A 16,451-nucleotide genomic window follows, 5' to 3' on the forward strand; every position below is an offset into this window, starting at 1 on the left:
CTCCGGGGGTCGCCCCCCCCGCGGGGGGGGTGGTGGCGGCGACCCCGCGCCCCCGCCCCCCCCCCCAACCACCGCGCCGGCCTGTCGACCGCCAGCGGCGCGCAATGCCAAGGACCCGTTGCAAAGCTTTCTTTGCATAGCTATCTTGGCATCATGACCGACGATCCGCACAAGCCTGGATACGACTCCGCGCAGGACGTCGTCCTCGACGCACGGACGCTGCGCGGCGTGGCCCACCCGCTACGCCTGCGGCTGCTCGGCTCGCTGCGTCACGACGGCCCGCAGACCGCCACCCAGCTGGCCGCCCGCTTCGGCGAGTCCAGCGCGGCGACCAGCTACCACCTGCGCACACTGGCCGCGCACGGCTTCGTCGCCGACGCGCCCGAGCTGGGGCGCGGCCGGGAACGCTTCTGGCGCGCCGTGCACCGCTCGACCTGGTTCGACACACCCGACCGGGACTCGCCGGAGCGTGAAGCCGGCGAGGCGTACCTGCGCACGGTCGCCCGGGTGTACGCGGAGAACGTCGAGCGGTCCATCACCGAGCTGGCCGACTGGCCGCAGGAGTGGGTGCGCGCGGCCAGCATGAGCGACCTCACGGTGAGCCTGAGCGCCGCCGAGGCGCAGCAGCTCGCCGACGACATGATGGCCCTGCTGGTGCGCTACCGGGAGCAGGCGGCGGACCGGGCCGGCGACGGATCGGAACGCGTCGCGATGAGCACGCAGTTCCAGATCTTCCCGCGGCACGGCCAGCTGGACGCGCTGCTGGCGGCGCGAACCGCGGCCGGGGACGGGCCCGACACCGCGGACGACGGATCGTCCGGCGCCCCGGCCGGTAACCCCGCCGACGTCGCGGACGGAGACCGGTCGTGAGCCGGCGGTCCGCGTACGGTCTGCTCGTTTCCCAGGCGGTCTCGGTCACCGGCACCCGGATGTCGGTCGTGGCGGTGCCCTGGTTCGTGCTGGAGACCACCGGCGACGCCCTGCTGACCGGCGTCACCGCGTTCGTGGAGATGGGCGCCCTGGTCGCGGCGCGCATCCTCGGCGGACCGCTGGTCGACAGAATCGGGGCGCGGACGGCCAGCGTCGGCGGCGACCTGGTCGCCGGACTCGTGCTCGGCGTGATACCCCTGCTGTACGCCGCCGGCCTGCTCGCCTTTCCGGTCCTGCTCGTGCTGGTCGGCCTGGTCGGCCTGTTCCGTGGCCCCTCGGACAATGCGAAGTACGCGATGGTGCCCGACGTCGCGGCCACCGCCGGCTGGAGCAACGAGCGTGCCGCCGGGCTCGCCGACAGCGTCCACCGCCTCGGGTCGATGCTCGGCGCGCCGCTGGGCGCGGTGCTGATCGTCATGGTCGGCGCGCCGGCGGTCATCGCGTTGGACGCGGCCTCCTTCCTGCTCGCCGGCGCGCTGGTGGCGACGCTGGTCCGGGTCCGGCAGGTCGAACCCGACCCGGCCGAGGCGGGCCACCGCACCGGCGTCCGCGGCTACCTCGCCGACCTGGGAGCGGGGCTACGCTTCGTCCGGCGCGATCCGCTGCTCCGGGCGATCGTCACCATGGTGCTGCTGACGAACCTGCTCGACCAGGCGATGACGGCGGTACTGGTCCCGGTGTGGGCCGCCGAGCGCTTCGACGACGCCGCACCCGTCGGGCTCGTCTTCGGCACCCTGAGCGCCGGCGCCCTCGTCGGGTCGCTGCTCGTGTCGATGTACGGCGCACGGCTGCCGCGATGGCGCACGTACACAATGGCCTTCCTGCTCGGCGCCGTCCCACGGATCTTCGTGCTGGCGCTGCCCGTCGGGCTGCCCGTCATCGCGGGCGTCGGATTCGCCGGCGGGGTGCTGATCGGGGCCATCAACCCGCTGCTGTCCGCCGCCGAGTTCGAACGCATCCCGGCCGAGATGCGGGCGCGTGTCCTCGGCGCGGTCGGCGGTCTGGCCTGGGCCGGCATCCCCCTCGGCGGGCTCGTCGGCGGGGTGCTGGCCACGACGTTCGGGTCCACCGGCGGCATCCTCGTCGTGGGCACGGCGTACCTGCTGGTCACCCTGGACCCGCTGGTCCGCCGGCGCACCTGGCGGCTGATGGACCGGCCCGCCCCGGCCCCCGCCCCGGTCGCCGTGCCAGCCTGATCCAGTGTCGACGCGCAGAACGGCAGCGGCCCCGGAGCGCGGTCTTCCGCAGCTCACGGGGCCGCTCGCGCTCCTGGTGGCGGGTAGAGGATCCGAACCTCTGTAGCTTCCGCGACGGATTTACAGGGCGTTCGCGATCTTGCATCGGTCAGCGGCGCCGATCCGCTGTTTCTCTTCCCCCTGCAACCTCTCGTCGACCAGCCGCCCACCATGTGCCCACATCGTCAGACACCCCCGGCGGTCGCGCGACTGTGGCCACGGGTGGGCACGGTGCCGACTATTGGGCCGGCGGCGACATGTCCGCTGGGCAGTCCTTGGCGTGGTACGAGTACTGGGCGCCGTTACGGTCAGACCAGGACACCTCGAAGCGGATGCAGGTGGTCACCGTGGAACCCTTGGAGAAAACGCTGTCAGATGACGTACGGGTAAGTGCTACGTCCACCCAGCCGACCACCGGACCCGACTCGGCCATGCCGGACCTGCTCCAAGAGTCCAACACCTGTTCGTTTGACCGTGCCAGATGCCCGCGCAAGTAGCGCACGGATCCGTCGCCTAGTTCAGTGCGACTGATCGCGGCGACCTCGGCGTCGCGGGTATAAACCTCTGCGGCCCGCAGCGCCATGTCCTTGGCTTCCTGTCGACCTTGCTCGGTTGAGTCAGCGCAGCCAGCGAGGGCAAGTGCGACGGCAGCCAACGCTAAACCTCGGCGACACAGTCGGACGACCGTTCTGGTCTGCGCCTTGCCATGCTCGATGCTCAACGACTCATCCTCCACAGCTTCGCGGTCAACCGAACACATCCCCGATCAGTCGTCCTGCGGCATAGGCCACACGTCCCGGGAGTCGTTGAAGGCCCCTCCCGGCAGCGGCTCGACCGTCAGAGACTTCAACGCACGCGGCAAGGAGGTGACCCCACGCCTCACCAACCGCCAGAGCGACACCACCAGGTACGCCAGGACGAAAACCGCAACAGAGCCCAGCACGACCAGCAGCACGAGGCCGAGCATCCCTGTCATCACTCGCACATTGTGACCGGTCGAGCGCGGAAACGGGTGCCGTGAATCATCCGAGGGCTTGGCGATCTTGTCGTTCATGGAGTCGTCGCCGCCGTCGATGCAGTTGGCGTAGACGCGGAGCAGGACGGCGACGCCGTGGCCCAGGCGCCGAGCGACCTCGGTCGGCGGGACGCCGGCATTCAGCCAGAGCGAGGCCGCCGCGTGCCGCAGGTCGTAGGGACGGCGCACGAGCGGCGAGGCCACCTGCGATTCGGTAAACGCCTTCTCTCGGGCGAGCTTCCACCACCGGTCGTACACCGACTCGGAGAGCGGACCGCCGTGCAGGCCCCGAAAGAACCGACCATCCGGGCCGGCGCCGTGATTCTCGACGTGCGCACAGCATCTCGACGAGCCGGGGCGGGATCGGGACCGTCCGGGTTTCCTGCCGTGCCCGGTGCTTAAGGCCCCGCCGCTCGTGGGAGCCGGCGTCATCGGTCCAGTGCGACCCGGCGCGCGGGGCGGTCCTGGCGAGCACCAGCCGATCCCAGCGGTATTCGATCTTTTCGTGGTCGCAGGACGCCGACGCCCCCTGGATCACCAGACGGCACGATCACGGCCAGGCGGTACGGAAGCCGAACGGGTCGGCGTGGTTAGCGCTCAGGGCTTCCGACTGCCGCGCCAGTCCAACCCCAGGACTGGCTTGCCCACGGCCCGCGGCAACCCGGCAGCGCCCGCCAACACCCGTAGGCGCCGCCCCAGAACCGCGTTCAGCGGCAAGATCGACCTGCCCACCATCTGCCCACAACCAGTCGTCAACGGCTGGAGTAAGCCGGACCCCGCCAGACAAACGACAACGGCCCCCGATCAGCATTCCTGCTGGTCAGGGGCCGTTGGTGCTCCTGGTGGCGGGTAGAGGATTCGAACCTCTGTAGCTTTCGCGACGGATTTACAGAGAGCGCGGGATCTTGGGTGCTGCACCGCCCGTGACCAGCGGTTTTCCTGCGATCTTGAGCGCCGATCCGGTCCTGTTCCCGTGATGTTCCCGCAGCGGGAACAACCGTCACCGCAGGGCGTTCCCGATCCGGTCGTTCACCCCGTCTTCTCCCCCGTCGATGCAGTTCGCGTACACCCGCAGCAGGACGGCGACGCTGTGCCCCAGGCGGCGGGCTACCTCGGTCGCCGGGACGCCTGCGTTGAGCCAGAGCGAGGCGGCAGCGTGGCGCAGGTCGTAGGGCCGGCGGGCGAGCGGTGAGGCGACCTGGGGCGGGGTGAGCGCGTTCTCGCGGGCGAGCTTCCACCAGCGGTCATAGACCGACTCAGACAGCGGACCGCCATGCAGGCCCCGGAACAGCCGGCCGTCCGGAGCGGTTCCGTGGTCGGTGGAGTTGCCGAACGGTTGCGGTGGGTGGGTGGTTGGGGAGCTGCAGGTTGGGGCGTAGCGCAGTTCAGTCAAGGGCGAGCCAGGCGACTTGCAGTGCGACGCATAGCGACCCGCCGAGAACTCCCAAGGTTGCCACCGCACGGCAGAAGAGTGGCGTATTTGCGCGTAAGCCGAAAAGGCCGAACACAACGCCAGCGGCTCCCGGAAGGAGAACGGGATGCAGTTCTTCGGACAACGGCACCCAGACCACACCTGCGGCGAGCGCCAAGAACGACAGTGCGATGCCTCCGTGATCGCGTGCCGTGCCTCCGTGATCGCGTGCCACGGTGCCTGCTTGGTCGGGTGCCAGCGACGGCAGGTCGGCCACCAGGACGTCTAGTTCGCCATAGCTCTTCGCGGCGTAGGCCTGCGCTGACCGGTCCTCGAACTCATCGAGAGTCAATCGCCCCTCGCTCGCAGCGACGCCGAGCCGGACCACGACCGCGTCTCGGTCACGATTTGACACCCGGATGTCGTTCACAAGCAGAGGGTAGCGACGGCAAGGGTCACAAGATGACGAAACCGGATCTGTCGCGGCGGGCCGGCCTGATGCACGCCTTCTCGTCTCTGGACCACGTAGCCAGCGGACAACGGCCCGGGCGAGGACAAGATCATCCGTTCCCGCTATGTTCCCGCAGGCAGCCACAGAGCACCGGATCGGGCTGGACTCCGCTGGACTGAACGAGAACGGCCCCGGAGTGCGTTTCCGCAGCTCACGGGGCCGTTCGTGCACCTGGTGGCGGGTAGAGGATTCGAACCTCTGTAGCTTTCGCGACGGATTTACAGTCCGCTCCCATTGGCCGCTCGGGCAACCCGCCAGGGCACCCCACCGCGTCGTAACGCGGCAGCGGAAGCAAGGATAGCGGCTCCCCCCGGCCCGAGCGCAACCGGGTACCGTCAGGGGGTCGTACCGCTGGTCAGCGGGGGACACACGACAACAATCCGCCGGACAGCAGGAGCATGAGCATGGCAGCCAACCCGTCGTTCGACATCGTGAGCAAGGTCGACCGCCAGGAGGTCGACAACGCCCTCCGCCAGGCGGAGAAGGAGCTCGCGACGCGGTTCGACTTCCGGGGCACCAGCGCCGAGATTTCCTGGTCGGGCGAGGAGGCGATCAGCCTCCAGGCGGAGACCGAGGAACGGGTGCGGGCGGCGCTGGAGGTGTTCAAGGAGAAGCTGATCAAGCGGAACATCTCGCTGAAGTCGCTGGACGCCGGCGACCCGCGTTCGTCGGGCAAGACGTTCAAGATCGACTGCAAGGTCATCCAGGGCATCGACTCCGACAAGGCCAAGGCAATCAGCAAGAAGATCCGCGACGAGGGCCCGAAGGGCGTCCAGGCGCAGATCCAGGGCGACCAGCTCCGCGTCACCGGCAAGAAGAAGGACGACCTCCAGGCCGTGATCGCGCTGCTCAAGGGCGAGGATTTCGGCGTCGCCCTCCAGTTCACCAACTACCGGTAGGGGCCCCGGCCGGCCTGGCGATCGGGCCGGCCGCCCCAGGGCACCGGTTCGACGCGGCGCTGCGGGCCCAGTTGCGAGCGGGCGTATGACCGAGCAGTTCGACGAGCTGGTACACGCGCCGAACCGGCTGCGGATCTGCGCCTTTCTCAACGCCACGTCAAGTGCGGAGTTCAGCGTGCTGCGTGACCTGCTCGGGGTCGCCGACTCGGTGCTCAGCAAGCACCTGAAGGTGCTGCAGGACGGCGGCTACCTCACCGTCTCCAAACCCACCGGCCGCGGCCGGGTGCGGACCTGGGTCAGCCTCACCCCCGAGGGCAGGCGCGCCTACGCCGGACACGTCGCGGCGCTCAAGAAGCTCCTGGAGGGCTAGAGCCGCCGGCTCCGGCGGGGCGGCGCGACGGCCCGTCAGACCCGGGCCGGGGTGGCCGACCGGGGCGGGCGGGCCAGGGTGAGGACGACGGCGAGGGAAGCGACCGCCGCGCCGCTGATCACCACTGCCATCGGGACGGCGCTGCCCTCGCCGCCGAGCCCGACCAACGGCGCCGCCGCCGCGCCCACCACCGACTGGATGGCGCCGAGCAGGGCGGCGGCGGTGCCCGCGTGGGCGGCGTGCCGGTCCAGGGCGAGCGCGGTGCCGTTGGGCGTCACCATGCCGAGCGACCCCACGAAGACGAACAGCGCCACCACGACCAGCGGCAGGGCGTCGAGCAGCGCGCCCGCGAGCACCGCGACGGCGGCCAGCACCCCGACGCCCAGCGGCGTGACGAGCAGCCGCCGGGGCGCGAAGCGGTCGAGCAGGCGGGCGTTGGCCTGGCCGACGGCGACCAGGGCGAGCGCGTTGACGCCGAAGATCAGGCTGAACGTGCCGGCGGAGACGCCGAAGACGTCCTGGAAGACGAAGGACGACCCGGAGATGTAGGCGAAGAGTCCGGCGAAGGCGAGGCCCTGCGCCAGCGCGTACCCCAGGAAGATCCGGTCGGTGAAGAGGGAGCGGCCGGCGGCGGCCGTGGCGGCGAGGCCGCCGGTGCTGCGCCGCGACGCGGGCAGCGTCTCCGGCAGCCGCCACGCGACGGCGGCGGCGAGCAGCGCGCCGATCACGGCGAGGGCGACGAAGACGGTACGCCAGGAGCCGAAGCGCAGCACCAGGCTGCCGAAGGCGGGCGCGGCCATCGGGGCGATGCCGAAGACCAGGGTCAGCCGGGAGAAGTACTTCGCGGCGTCCCGCCCGGAGTAGAGGTCGCGGACGACGGCGCGGGCGACCACCACGCCCATGCCGCCGGCGAAGCCCTGCGCGAACCGCGCCGCGGCCAGGGTCTCGGCCGACGGCGCGGCGGCGCAGACCAGCGACAGCAGGGTGTACGCGCCGACGCCCACCAGCACCGGGCGGCGCCGCCCCCAGCGGTCGCTGAGCGGGCCGGTGACCAGTTGGCCGACCGCCATGCCGATCAGGCAGGTGGTCAGGGAGAGCTGGATCCGCGCCTGGCTGGCGGCCAGGTCGCGCGTCATCTCCGGGAACGCCGGCAGGTAGGTGTCCAGGGAGAGCGGCCCGAACGCGGTGATCGTCCCGAGCAGCACCAGCAGCACGACGGCGGCCCGTCCCGTCGGCGCGGCGACGCGCTCGTCCGGGCGGGCGGGCGGCGCGGTGGTGTGCGGCATGGCGTCCCTTCGGTGGCGGCTGGCCCGCATACGATAGCTCTGCATACAGAGCTGTTGAAGCGTGGAGAGTGCCCTGTGACGGACGAGACGGTCGACCAGCTCAGCGGCGCCCTCGGCGACCTGCACCGGGTGCTGCGCCGGGCGGCCAGCCAGCGGGCCGGCAGCGTCGCCCTGCCGGACGCCCAGGTCGAGGTGCTGCGGCTGGTGCAGCGCCGCCCGGGCGTCGGCGTGCGCGAGGCGGCCGAACGGCTGGGCACCGCGCCGAACACGGTCAGCACGCTGGTCGGCGAGCTGACGACCGCCGGGCTGCTGCGCCGCGAACGGGACCCGGTCGACCGGCGGACCGTCCGCCTGGAGCTGACCGACGCGGCGCGGGAGCGGATCGCCGCGTACGGGCGGCACCGGCGCGACCTGCTCGGCGACGCGCTCGCCGAGCTCGACGCCCCGGACCGCGAGGCGCTGCTCGCCGCCGCGCCGGCGCTGCGCCGCCTCGCCGACCGGATGACGCGCCAGCGCTGATCAGGCGGGCACGAGCTCCTCGGCGCGTACGGCGGTGGCCTCCGCGCGGGCGATGGGCCCGCCGGGCAGGGCCGCGATCCCGGCCCCGACGGCGACCGCCGCCCCGGCGAACAGGAACGCCCAGGGCACGCCGCCGGCGTGGTCGATGATCAGGCCGGCCACCGCGCCGCCCCCGGCGCTGGCGCCCACCGACATGGTGACGACCCAGGTGTACGCCTCGTTGAGCATGCTCGTCGGGGAGACCCGGCCGACCAGGGTGTTTTCCAGGGTGAGCGCGGGCGCGATCGTCGCGCCGCCGATCACCAGGGCGGTGCCCAGCGCCACCGGCGTGGGCATCACCGCGAAGACGGCGAAGCTGGCGGCCACGCCGGTGAGCAGCAGCGCGAACTGCCGGGTCATGTTCCGGGCCGGCTTGCGGACGCCGAACCAGAAGCCGCCGATCGCGCTGCCGACGCCCCAGACGGCCAACAGCACGCCGGCGAGGCTGTCCGGGTCGTCCGAGGTGTAGGCGGTCGCGAAGGCCGGCACGGTGACGCCGGCCGCGCCGAAGGCGATGCCGAGGCTGCCCACGCAGAGCAGCAGGGCCGGGAAGCCGGGAACCCGCAGCGGCCCCAGGCCCCGGGTGCGGTGCTCGCGCGGGTGCGGCTGCCAGCCCCGCATCACCCGGCCGAGCGCGACGGCGATGGTGCCGACGAGGGTGACCACGGCCGAGCCGACCAGGGCCGCCCCGGCGTCGGCGAACAGGATGAAGCCGGCGACCAGCAGCGGGCCGAGCACGAAGACGATCTCGAAGAGGGTGGTCTCGGCGGCGAGCGCGGTGTTGCGCAGGTGTCGCCGGCCGGAGGCGGGCGAGGTGAGGTCGTTCCACGCGCCCCGAATCGCGGCGGTCAGCGGCGGGTACGTCGCCCCGGCGACACCCGCGGCCACGAAGACCAGCGCCAGGCTGCCGGCGTCGGAGCGGGCCGACCAGAGCAGGCCGAGCAGGGCGAACGGGTGGGCCACGGCGGTGCCGACGAGCACCGGGGTGGGGCCGATCCGGTCGGCGATCCGGCCGGCCACGGGGCTGAGCGCGGCCCCGGCCAGGGCGTAGATGCCCCCGGCGACCGCCGCCAGCGAGTAGCGCCCGGTGACCTGCTCCACGACCAGCAGCAGCGCCAGCGGCGTCATCCCGATCCCGAGCCGCCCGATGATGCCGGTGACCAGCAGCATCGGCGCCCCTGGGATCCGCCAGACGCCCAGGTACTGGCGCAGTGCGGCCACGGTCAACCTCCAGTGGATGTAATGGGCGGGGAACCTTCCGACCCTAACGCCGTCAACAGCGGGAGCGGAACGGTTAACGCGCTCACACGGGTGTTCCGCCCGCGTCCGGCGGACCGGACGCGGGCGGAAAGGTGATCAGCGCCTCAGCGCTGGAACCGCACCGGGCCGCTGCTCGCGGCCATCTGCTCCAGCCGGGCGACCCGCTCCTCCATCCGGGGGTGGGTGGAGAAGAGCGCCGCCACGCCGCCACCCTTGAACGGGTTGGCGATCATCAGGTGGGCGGTGCTGGTGAGCTGTCCCTGGGCCGGCAGCGGCCGGCGCTGGGCGCCCATGTGGATCTTCCGCAGCGCACTGGCCAGGGCCAGCGGGTCCCGGGTGAGCTGGGCGCCGGAGGCGTCCGCCTGGAACTCGCGGCTGCGGCTGATCGCCAGCTGGATCACGGTCGCCGCGATCGGGCCCAGGATGATGGTCAGCAGCAGCACGGCCGGGTTCGGGGAGTCCTCGTCGTCGCCCCCGCCCAGCGGGATGAACCAGGCGATGTTGGCCAGCATGGTGATGATGCCGGCCAGGCCGGCCGCCACGCTGGAGATGAGGATGTCCCGGTTGTAGACGTGCGACAGCTCGTGCCCGATCACGCCCCGCAGCTCGCGGTAGTCGAGGATCTCGGTGATCCCCTGGGTGACGCAGACGGCCGCGTGCTGCGGGTTGCGGCCCGTGGCGAACGCGTTGGGCTGCGACGTCGGGCTGACGTAGAGGCGCGGCATGGGCTGCCCGGCCTCGGTGGCCAGCTCGCGGACCATCCGGTACAGCTCGGGGAACTGTGCCTCGCTGACCGGTTGCGCCCGCATCGAGCGCAGCGCGAGCTTGTCGGAGTAGAAGTAGGTGACGCCGTTCATCAGCAGCGAGACGACGACGGCGATGACCAGCCCGCCACTGCCGCCGAACCAGTAGCCCACCGCCAGGATCAGCGAGGTGAGCAGGCCGAGCAGCGCGGCGGTCTTCAGACGGTTGTGGTGCACGATCACTCCTTCGGTGCAGCACGGATCACGCGGGATCCGCTGACCGGTTCAACAACCCGGTACCCGTCAACCATCCGTCTAATGGCTGTGAGTTGCCTGGGATGTCCGGAGTGCCCGCCCCGATTGCCGCCGCCGAGAGCGGGAATCCGGGCGCGGGAGCCGGCTGCCGAGGGGCGCGCTCAGCGGGCGGCGACGTCGAGCACGAGCTGCGGGGCGAAGCCGATCACCACGGCCACCACGGTCGCCACGACCAGCACCGCGCCGACCGTCCGCGCCCGCACGACGGGGACCTCCCCGCCACGGGCGGCGTCGGCCGCCGGCCCGGTCGGGACGCCCCGGCCGGTCGGGGCGGCGGCATCGGCGGCCGGGCCGGTCGGGGCGGCGACATCGACGGCCGGGGCGGTCGGGGCGGCGGCAGCGGCGGTCGGGGCGGCCCAGAGGGTCGCGGTGAGGCGCAGGTAGTAGGCGAGACCGATCACCGCGTTGACGGCCACCACCACGGCAAGCCAGCCCGCGCCGCCGTCCAGCAGCGACCGGACCACCGTCACCTTCGCGAAGAGGCCGGCCAGGCCCGGCGGCAGGCCGGCGAGCCCGACCAGCGCCAGGCCGAGCGCCGCCGCCCGCCACGGGTGCCGTCGGCCCGCGCCGCGCAGGTCGTCGACGGTGCCGCCGTCCGCGCCCGCCGGGCGCAGGGCCACCACGGCCGCGAAGGCTGCCAGCTCCAGCACCACGAAGAAGACGGCGTACGCCACGGCGGCCGCGTACGCGGCGGTACGGGCATCCGCGCCGCGCCCGGCCGCCAGCGCCCACGCGCCGAGCGGAGCGAGGATGTAGCCGGCCTGGGCCACCGAGGACCAGGCGAGCAGCCGGACCGTACGCCGCTGGCGCAGCGCCACCAGGTTGCCGACGGTCATCGTCAGCACCGCGAGCAGGGCGAGCACCGGGCCGGTCACGTCGGCCGGCAGCGCGTACTGCACGACGGCGAGCAGCGCCACCACGCCGCCCAGCTTCGAGGCGGTCGACAGGTACGCCGCCACCGGCAGCGGCGCACCGTCGTAGGTGGCCGGGGCCCAGGCGTGGAACGGCACCGCCGCCACCTTGAACGCCAGCCCCAGCACCACCAGCGCCACGGCGGCGGTGGTGAGCGGCAGGTCCAGCAGCTCCGGCCGCTCGGCGAGGAGCGCGCCGATCCGGCCCAGGTGCAGGCCGCCGGTGGCCGCGTAGAGCAGCGCCGCCCCGAGCAGCGTCAGCGTGGTCGCGACCACGCTGACCACGAAGAAGGTGACCGCCGCCTCGGCGCTGGCCAGGCTGTCCCGCCGCAGCCCGACGAGCACGTAGAGCGGCAGGGTCAGCGTCTCCAGCGCCACGATCAGGGTGATCAGGTCGCCGGCCGCGCCGAGCACCACGCCGCCCGTCATCGAGCAGGCGAGCAGGAAGGCGTACTCCCCCGTCGGCGACTGCCCCGCCCGCAGCAGCGGCCCCGACAGCGCGAGCACGCCGAGGGTGAGCAGGGCGACGACGACGGCGACCAGCGCCGCCCGGCCACCGAAGACGTACGAGCAGTCGGCGCCGACGCAGAACGTCCGGCGCTCGCCCCCGGCGCCGACCACGGCCGCGCCCAGCGCGGTGGCGAGCGAACCGACGGCTGCCGCGACCAGCGTGACCCGGCCCCGGGCCACCAGCAGGTCGGCCAGTAGCACCAGCACGGCCGTCCCGGCGGCCAGGTACGCCGGGAGCAGCGCCACGTTGTCGACGCTCTGCACCAGGCTCATGCCGGCACTCCGCTCGCTGATGCCGGCACTCCGCTGCGCTGCGTAGGTCCGATGATTCGCTCGCTCACCGCAGCACCTCCACCAGGGCGTCGACCGGGGCCTCGGCGACGCCGAGCACCAGGGTCGGGGCCAGCCCGACCGCGAGGGCGAGCAGCACCAGCGGCACCCACGCGGCCAGTTCGGCGCGGGCCAGGCCGGGCGCGAGCCGCCCGACCGCCGGGCTGGGCCGCCCGTGCGTCACCCTGCGCAGCAGCCGCAGGAAGTACGCCGCGGTGAGCGCCCCGCCGACCGCCGCGAGGACGCCCAGGGTGGTCCAGAGCGCCCCGCCGGCCTCGACGGCGGCGATCACCGCGAACGCCTCGCCCCAGAAGCCGGCCAGCCCTGGCAGGCCGAGCGAGGCGACGGCGGCGAAGCCGAGCAGCCCGGCGAGCCGGGGCGCGGTCTCCCGCAGCCCGGACAGCTCGTCCAGCGACCCGGTGTGCGTACGGTCCTTGACCGCGCCGGCGAGGAAGAAGAGCAGGCCGGTGATCACGCCGTGCGCGACGTTGCCGATCAGGGCCGCCTGGATGCCGGTGGCGGTGAGCGTGGCGACCCCGAGCAGCACGAAGCCCATGTGCCCGACGCTGGAGTAGGCGATCAGCCGCTTCAGCTCGCGCTGCGCGAGGCAGACCAGCGACCCGACCAGGATCGCCGCGACCGCGAGCACGCCGAGCACCGGGGCGGCCCAGCGGGCGCCCTCCGGGGCCACCCCGACCGCGACCCGGATCAGCCCGTACGTGCCCATCTTGAGCAGTACCCCGGCGAGGACGACGCTGCCGACGGTGGGCGCCTGGGTGTGCGCGTCGGGCAGCCAGGAGTGCAGCGGCCAGAGCGGGCTCTTCACCGCGAAGGCCAGCGCGAGCAGCGTGAACGCGGCGAGCTGAGTGCCCCGGGACAGCCCGGTCCCGCCGGTGAGCGCCACGATGTCGGCCGTGCCGGCGGCGGCGACCACCACGTAGACGCCGACCAGCAGGAGCACCGAGCCGAACAGCGTGTAGAGGGCGAACTTCGCCGCCGCCCGGCGGCGGTCCGCGCCGCCCCAGCCGGCGATGATCGCGTACATCGGGAGCAGGACGACCTCGAAGAAGACGAAGAAGAGCACGAGGTCGAGGGCGAGGAAGGTGCCGAGGATGCCGACCTCGACGACCAGCAGCAGCGCCACCAGCGCCCGGCCGCTGCCGCCGTCGGGGACCCTCCACAGCGTGTAGGCGCAGCAGAGCAGCGTGAGCAGGGCGGTCAGCACCACCAGCGGCCAGGAGATGCCGTCCACCCCGAGGTGGAACCGCAGGTCCAGGCCGGGCACCCAGGGCAGGTCGAGCCGGTGCCACGGCCGCACGGCGGGGACGCCGGCCGTGTAGGTCATCCAGCCGCGGTCGCTGAGGAAGAGCAGCGCGGCGGCCACCAGGGTCAGCGCGGCGACGACCGTGCCGACCGCGCGGGCCGCCCGGTCCCGGGGCGTCGCCGCCACCGCCAGCGCGCCGAGCGCCGGCAGCGCCAGCACCGCCACCAGCAGGAACTCCCCGAACCGGACGTCGCTCACGGCGTCACCCCGGTTCGCGGCCGTGGGGCGCGCAGCACCGGCCCACTCCTCGCGGTCATGCGGAAACTCCGATCAGGACGGCCGCAAGGCCGATCAGCAGCGCCCCGGCCAGCACCCCGGCCGCCGCGCGCGGCAGCGCCGCGCGGTGCAGCGCCGCCAGGCCGCCGCCGAGGCCGAGCGCGGCCCGGCCGCTGCCCTCGACCGCGCCGTCCACCACCACCTCGTCGGCCGTACGCGCCGCGCGGGCCAGCGCCTTCGTCGGGCGTACGACCAGGGCGCGCTGGACGTCGTCGAGCCGGAACGCGGCGGCGAGGACCGGCCGCAGCGGACCCAACGCGGTCGCCGGGTCGGCGGCCCGGTCCCGCCGCCAGCGGGCCCAGGCCAGCCCGGCCCCGGCGGCCAGCAGCGCCAGCGGCAGCAGCAGTTCCGGGCCGACGTGGATCAGGGCCTGCTCTCCGGTCGGCTCGCCGGCGGCGGGCGCGAGCAGCAGCCGGCGCGCGAAGGCCCAGTCGAAGCCGGCGAGGCCGAGCAGGGCGGCGGGCACGGCCAGCAGCAGCACCGGCCAGCGCATCACGGCGGGCGGGTCGTGCGGGTGGGCCAGGGGGGTGCGGGTCTCCCCGAGGAAGGTGCGCAGCAGCAGGCGGGTGGCGTACCAGGCGGTGACCGCGACGCCGGCCAGACCGGCCAGCCAGACCAGCCAGCCCACCCAGGACGGGGCCGGCCCGGTGCCGTGCAGGGCGGCCTCCTGGGCGGCGGCGAGCACCCCGTCCTTGCTCCAGAACCCCGACAGCGGCGGCACCCCGGCCAGCGCCCCGAGCCCGACGACCGTGCACCAGAACGTGATCGGCATGCTCCGGCGCAGCCCACCCATGCGGGACATCAGCGTGGTGCCGACCGCGTGGATCACCGCGCCCGCCGCGAGGAAGAGCAGCGCCTTGAACGCGGCGTGGGTCAACAGGTGGAACAGGGCGGCCGAGGTGGAGCCGACCGCCAGCGCGCCCGTCATGTAGCCGATCTGGGAGACCGTCGACCAGGCCAGTACGCGCTTGAGGTCGTCCTGGGCGGTGGCGGCGAACGCGCCGAGCAGCAGGGTGACCGAGGCCATGACGCCGAGCACGGCCAGCGCGACCGGCGTCGCCTCGAACAGCGGGTAGAGCCGGGTCACCGCGTACACCCCGGCGGCGACCATGGTGGCGGCGTGGATCAGCGCCGAGATCGGTGTCGGGCCGGCCATCGCGTCCGGCAGCCAGGTGTGCAGCGGGAACTGGGCGCTCTTGCCGGCCACCCCGGCGAGCAGCAGCAGGCACGCGGCCGTCAGCGTGCCTGTCGCGTGGTCGTGGGCGAGCACGTCGGCGATCCGGAAGCTGCCGGCCGAGACGCCGAGCAGCGCGATGCCGAGCAGGAAGCCGACGTCGCCGACCCGGGTCACCAGGAACGCCTTCATGGCGGCGGCCGGCGCCTCCGGCAGCCGGCGGTCGTGGGCGATGAGCAGGTAGGAGCAGATGCCCATCACCTCCCAGCCGACCAGCAGCAGGATCAGGTCGCCGGCGACCACCACCAGCAGCATGGCGGCGGTGAAGAGGCTGATCTGCGCCGCGTAGGGCGGGTAGCGATGATCGGTGTCGACGTCGTCGTGCGGGCCCCGGCGCAGGTAGCCGATCGAGTAGACCTGCACGGCCAGGGCCACCGCGGCGACCGCGACGGCGACCAGCGCGGCGGCGGAATCGAGCCGTACGCCGAGGGTCACGGCCAACCCGCCCAGGTCGACCCAGGTGGTGGACGCCTCCGCCGGCCGGTCGAGGGTGACCAGCAGGGCCACGGCGAGCGCCAGCGCGCCCGCCGCGCCGGCCACGCCGAGCGCGATCGCCGCCCGCCGCGCCCGGTCCTCGCCCGTCCCTGCGCCGCGCGGCGAGGGCGGCAGCAGCAGCCCGAGCAGGCCCGCCACCAGCGGTACGGCCGGCAGCAGCGCGCCGAGCAGGGTGGTCGTGCTCACCGCTGTCCCTCCGGGCGGTCGGCGGGCCCGGGCCGGGCGTCCGTCCCGGCGGCGTTCCCGGGCTCGGGCCCGGTGCCGGCGGTGTCCGCGGGGTCGGCCCCGGTGCTGGCGACGCCCGCAGGGTCGGGCCCGGTACCGGCGACGCTTGCGGGGTCGGGCCCGGTACCGGCGACGCTTGCGGGGTCGGGCCCGGTACCGGCGACGCCCGCGGAGGCGTGGCGGCCGGCGGCTACCGGCTCGGGCGGGGGCGCGACGGACGAGGGCTCGGCCAGCGGGACCTCGTCGACGGCGACGCTGGCCCGCAGCCGGTAGAGCTGGAGCACGATCGCCAGGCCGACCCCGATCTCGGCGGCGGCCAGCACGATCACGAAGAGCGCGAAGACCTGCCCGCCGTGCGGCAACTGCGCGCGCACGGTGGTGTCGGCGGTGACCAGGATCAGGTTGACCGCGTTGAGCATCAGCTCGACGGCCATCAGCACGAGCACCGCGTTGCGCCGGCGCAGCACGCCGTAGACGCCGAGGCCGAACAGCAGCGCGGCGGTGACGTACGGGATGACGGGTCTCACCGCGACCGCCCGCCGTCGCCGCCCGGGCCGTTCCCGGCGACCGCCGCACCCGGCCGGTCGCTGCCGGGCCGGTCGGTGCCGGGCCG

15 protein-coding genes, 1 tRNA gene and 1 pseudogene are annotated in these 16,451 nt (G+C 73.6%); 5 read left to right on the plus strand and 12 right to left on the minus strand.

Annotation, left to right across the window (positions count from 1 at the left end):
• The first annotated feature begins 153 nt into the window (after positions 1-153).
• Positions 154-870 carry a helix-turn-helix domain-containing protein gene (locus ACWENR_RS23890; RefSeq protein WP_452279196.1) on the plus strand — a complete coding sequence of 239 codons (717 nt, stop codon included), beginning with the start codon at positions 154-156 and terminating at the stop codon, positions 868-870.
• Positions 867-2,126: an MFS transporter gene (locus ACWENR_RS23895; RefSeq protein ID WP_452279197.1), complete on the plus strand. Its 1,260-nt coding sequence runs from the start codon at positions 867-869 to the stop codon at positions 2,124-2,126. Before ACWENR_RS23890 ends, ACWENR_RS23895 begins: the two co-directional genes overlap by 4 nt.
• Before the next feature lie 277 nt (positions 2,127-2,403).
• On the opposite strand, the gene ACWENR_RS23900 is transcribed toward ACWENR_RS23895, so the two are convergent.
• The 5 genes from ACWENR_RS23900 to ACWENR_RS23920 form a co-directional block, all read right to left on the minus strand.
• Positions 2,404-2,886 (minus strand): hypothetical protein, encoded by a 483-nt coding sequence (locus ACWENR_RS23900; RefSeq protein WP_452279198.1) that lies wholly within the window; start codon positions 2,884-2,886, stop codon positions 2,404-2,406.
• A 45-nt stretch (positions 2,887-2,931) separates the two neighbouring features.
• Positions 2,932-3,438: a hypothetical protein gene (locus ACWENR_RS23905; RefSeq protein WP_452279199.1), complete on the minus strand. Its 507-nt coding sequence runs from the start codon at positions 3,436-3,438 to the stop codon at positions 2,932-2,934.
• A 742-nt stretch (positions 3,439-4,180) separates the two neighbouring features.
• Entirely contained in the window at positions 4,181-4,573 is a 393-nt protein-coding gene (locus ACWENR_RS23910; protein ID WP_452279200.1) for a hypothetical protein, read from the minus strand.
• Entirely contained in the window at positions 4,566-5,021 is a 456-nt protein-coding gene (locus ACWENR_RS23915; protein ID WP_452279201.1) for a DUF1707 SHOCT-like domain-containing protein, read from the minus strand. The genes ACWENR_RS23910 and ACWENR_RS23915 overlap by 8 nt, the downstream gene beginning before the upstream one ends.
• Before the next feature lie 253 nt (positions 5,022-5,274).
• A tRNA-Tyr gene (locus ACWENR_RS23920) sits at positions 5,275-5,358 on the minus strand.
• Between the two features lie 148 nt (positions 5,359-5,506).
• On the opposite strand from ACWENR_RS23920, the gene ACWENR_RS23925 reads away from it, so the two are divergent.
• Entirely contained in the window at positions 5,507-6,001 is a 495-nt protein-coding gene (locus ACWENR_RS23925) for a YajQ family cyclic di-GMP-binding protein (RefSeq protein ID WP_452279202.1), read from the plus strand.
• Between the two features lie 85 nt (positions 6,002-6,086).
• Entirely contained in the window at positions 6,087-6,371 is a 285-nt protein-coding gene (locus ACWENR_RS23930; protein WP_452279203.1) for a transcriptional regulator, read from the plus strand.
• A 35-nt stretch (positions 6,372-6,406) separates the two neighbouring features.
• Here ACWENR_RS23930 and ACWENR_RS23935 read toward each other — a convergent pair whose 3' ends face one another.
• The gene (locus tag ACWENR_RS23935) at positions 6,407-7,657 is read right to left on the minus strand and encodes a multidrug effflux MFS transporter (RefSeq protein ID WP_452279204.1); all 1,251 of its coding nucleotides are present in this window, start codon (positions 7,655-7,657) and stop codon (positions 6,407-6,409) included.
• A 75-nt stretch (positions 7,658-7,732) separates the two neighbouring features.
• Between ACWENR_RS23935 and ACWENR_RS23940 the strand changes: the two genes are divergently transcribed.
• Positions 7,733-8,176: a MarR family winged helix-turn-helix transcriptional regulator gene (locus tag ACWENR_RS23940; RefSeq protein WP_452279205.1), complete on the plus strand. Its 444-nt coding sequence runs from the start codon at positions 7,733-7,735 to the stop codon at positions 8,174-8,176.
• Here ACWENR_RS23940 and ACWENR_RS23945 read toward each other — a convergent pair whose 3' ends face one another.
• The 6 genes and pseudogenes from ACWENR_RS23945 to nuoK form a co-directional block, all read right to left on the minus strand.
• A complete protein-coding gene (locus ACWENR_RS23945; protein WP_452279206.1) occupies positions 8,177-9,436 on the minus strand; it encodes an MFS transporter in 1,260 nt (419 codons plus the stop codon). It abuts the gene before it with no gap.
• 143 nt (positions 9,437-9,579) lie between these two features.
• Complete coding sequence (htpX, locus tag ACWENR_RS23950) at positions 9,580-10,455, minus strand: zinc metalloprotease HtpX (protein ID WP_452279207.1); 876 nt, start codon at positions 10,453-10,455, stop codon at positions 9,580-9,582.
• Positions 10,456-10,634: 179 nt separating this feature from the next.
• Positions 10,635-12,227, minus strand: a complete 1,593-nt coding sequence (locus ACWENR_RS23955; protein ID WP_452279208.1) for an NADH-quinone oxidoreductase subunit N — start codon at positions 12,225-12,227, stop codon at positions 10,635-10,637.
• 64 nt (positions 12,228-12,291) lie between these two features.
• On the minus strand, positions 12,292-13,806 hold the full coding sequence (locus ACWENR_RS23960) for a complex I subunit 4 family protein (protein WP_452279209.1): 1,515 nt from the start codon (positions 13,804-13,806) through the stop codon (positions 12,292-12,294).
• A gap of 55 nt (positions 13,807-13,861) precedes the next feature.
• Positions 13,862-15,799: an NADH-quinone oxidoreductase subunit 5 family protein gene (locus tag ACWENR_RS23965; RefSeq protein ID WP_452279210.1), complete on the minus strand. Its 1,938-nt coding sequence runs from the start codon at positions 15,797-15,799 to the stop codon at positions 13,862-13,864.
• A gap of 187 nt (positions 15,800-15,986) precedes the next feature.
• Positions 15,987-16,365: pseudogene (nuoK, locus tag ACWENR_RS23970) on the minus strand (NADH-quinone oxidoreductase subunit NuoK); the annotation flags it as partial.
• Positions 16,366-16,451: the final 86 nt, after the last annotated feature.

The organism is Micromonospora sp. NPDC004336 (assembly GCF_053602615.1).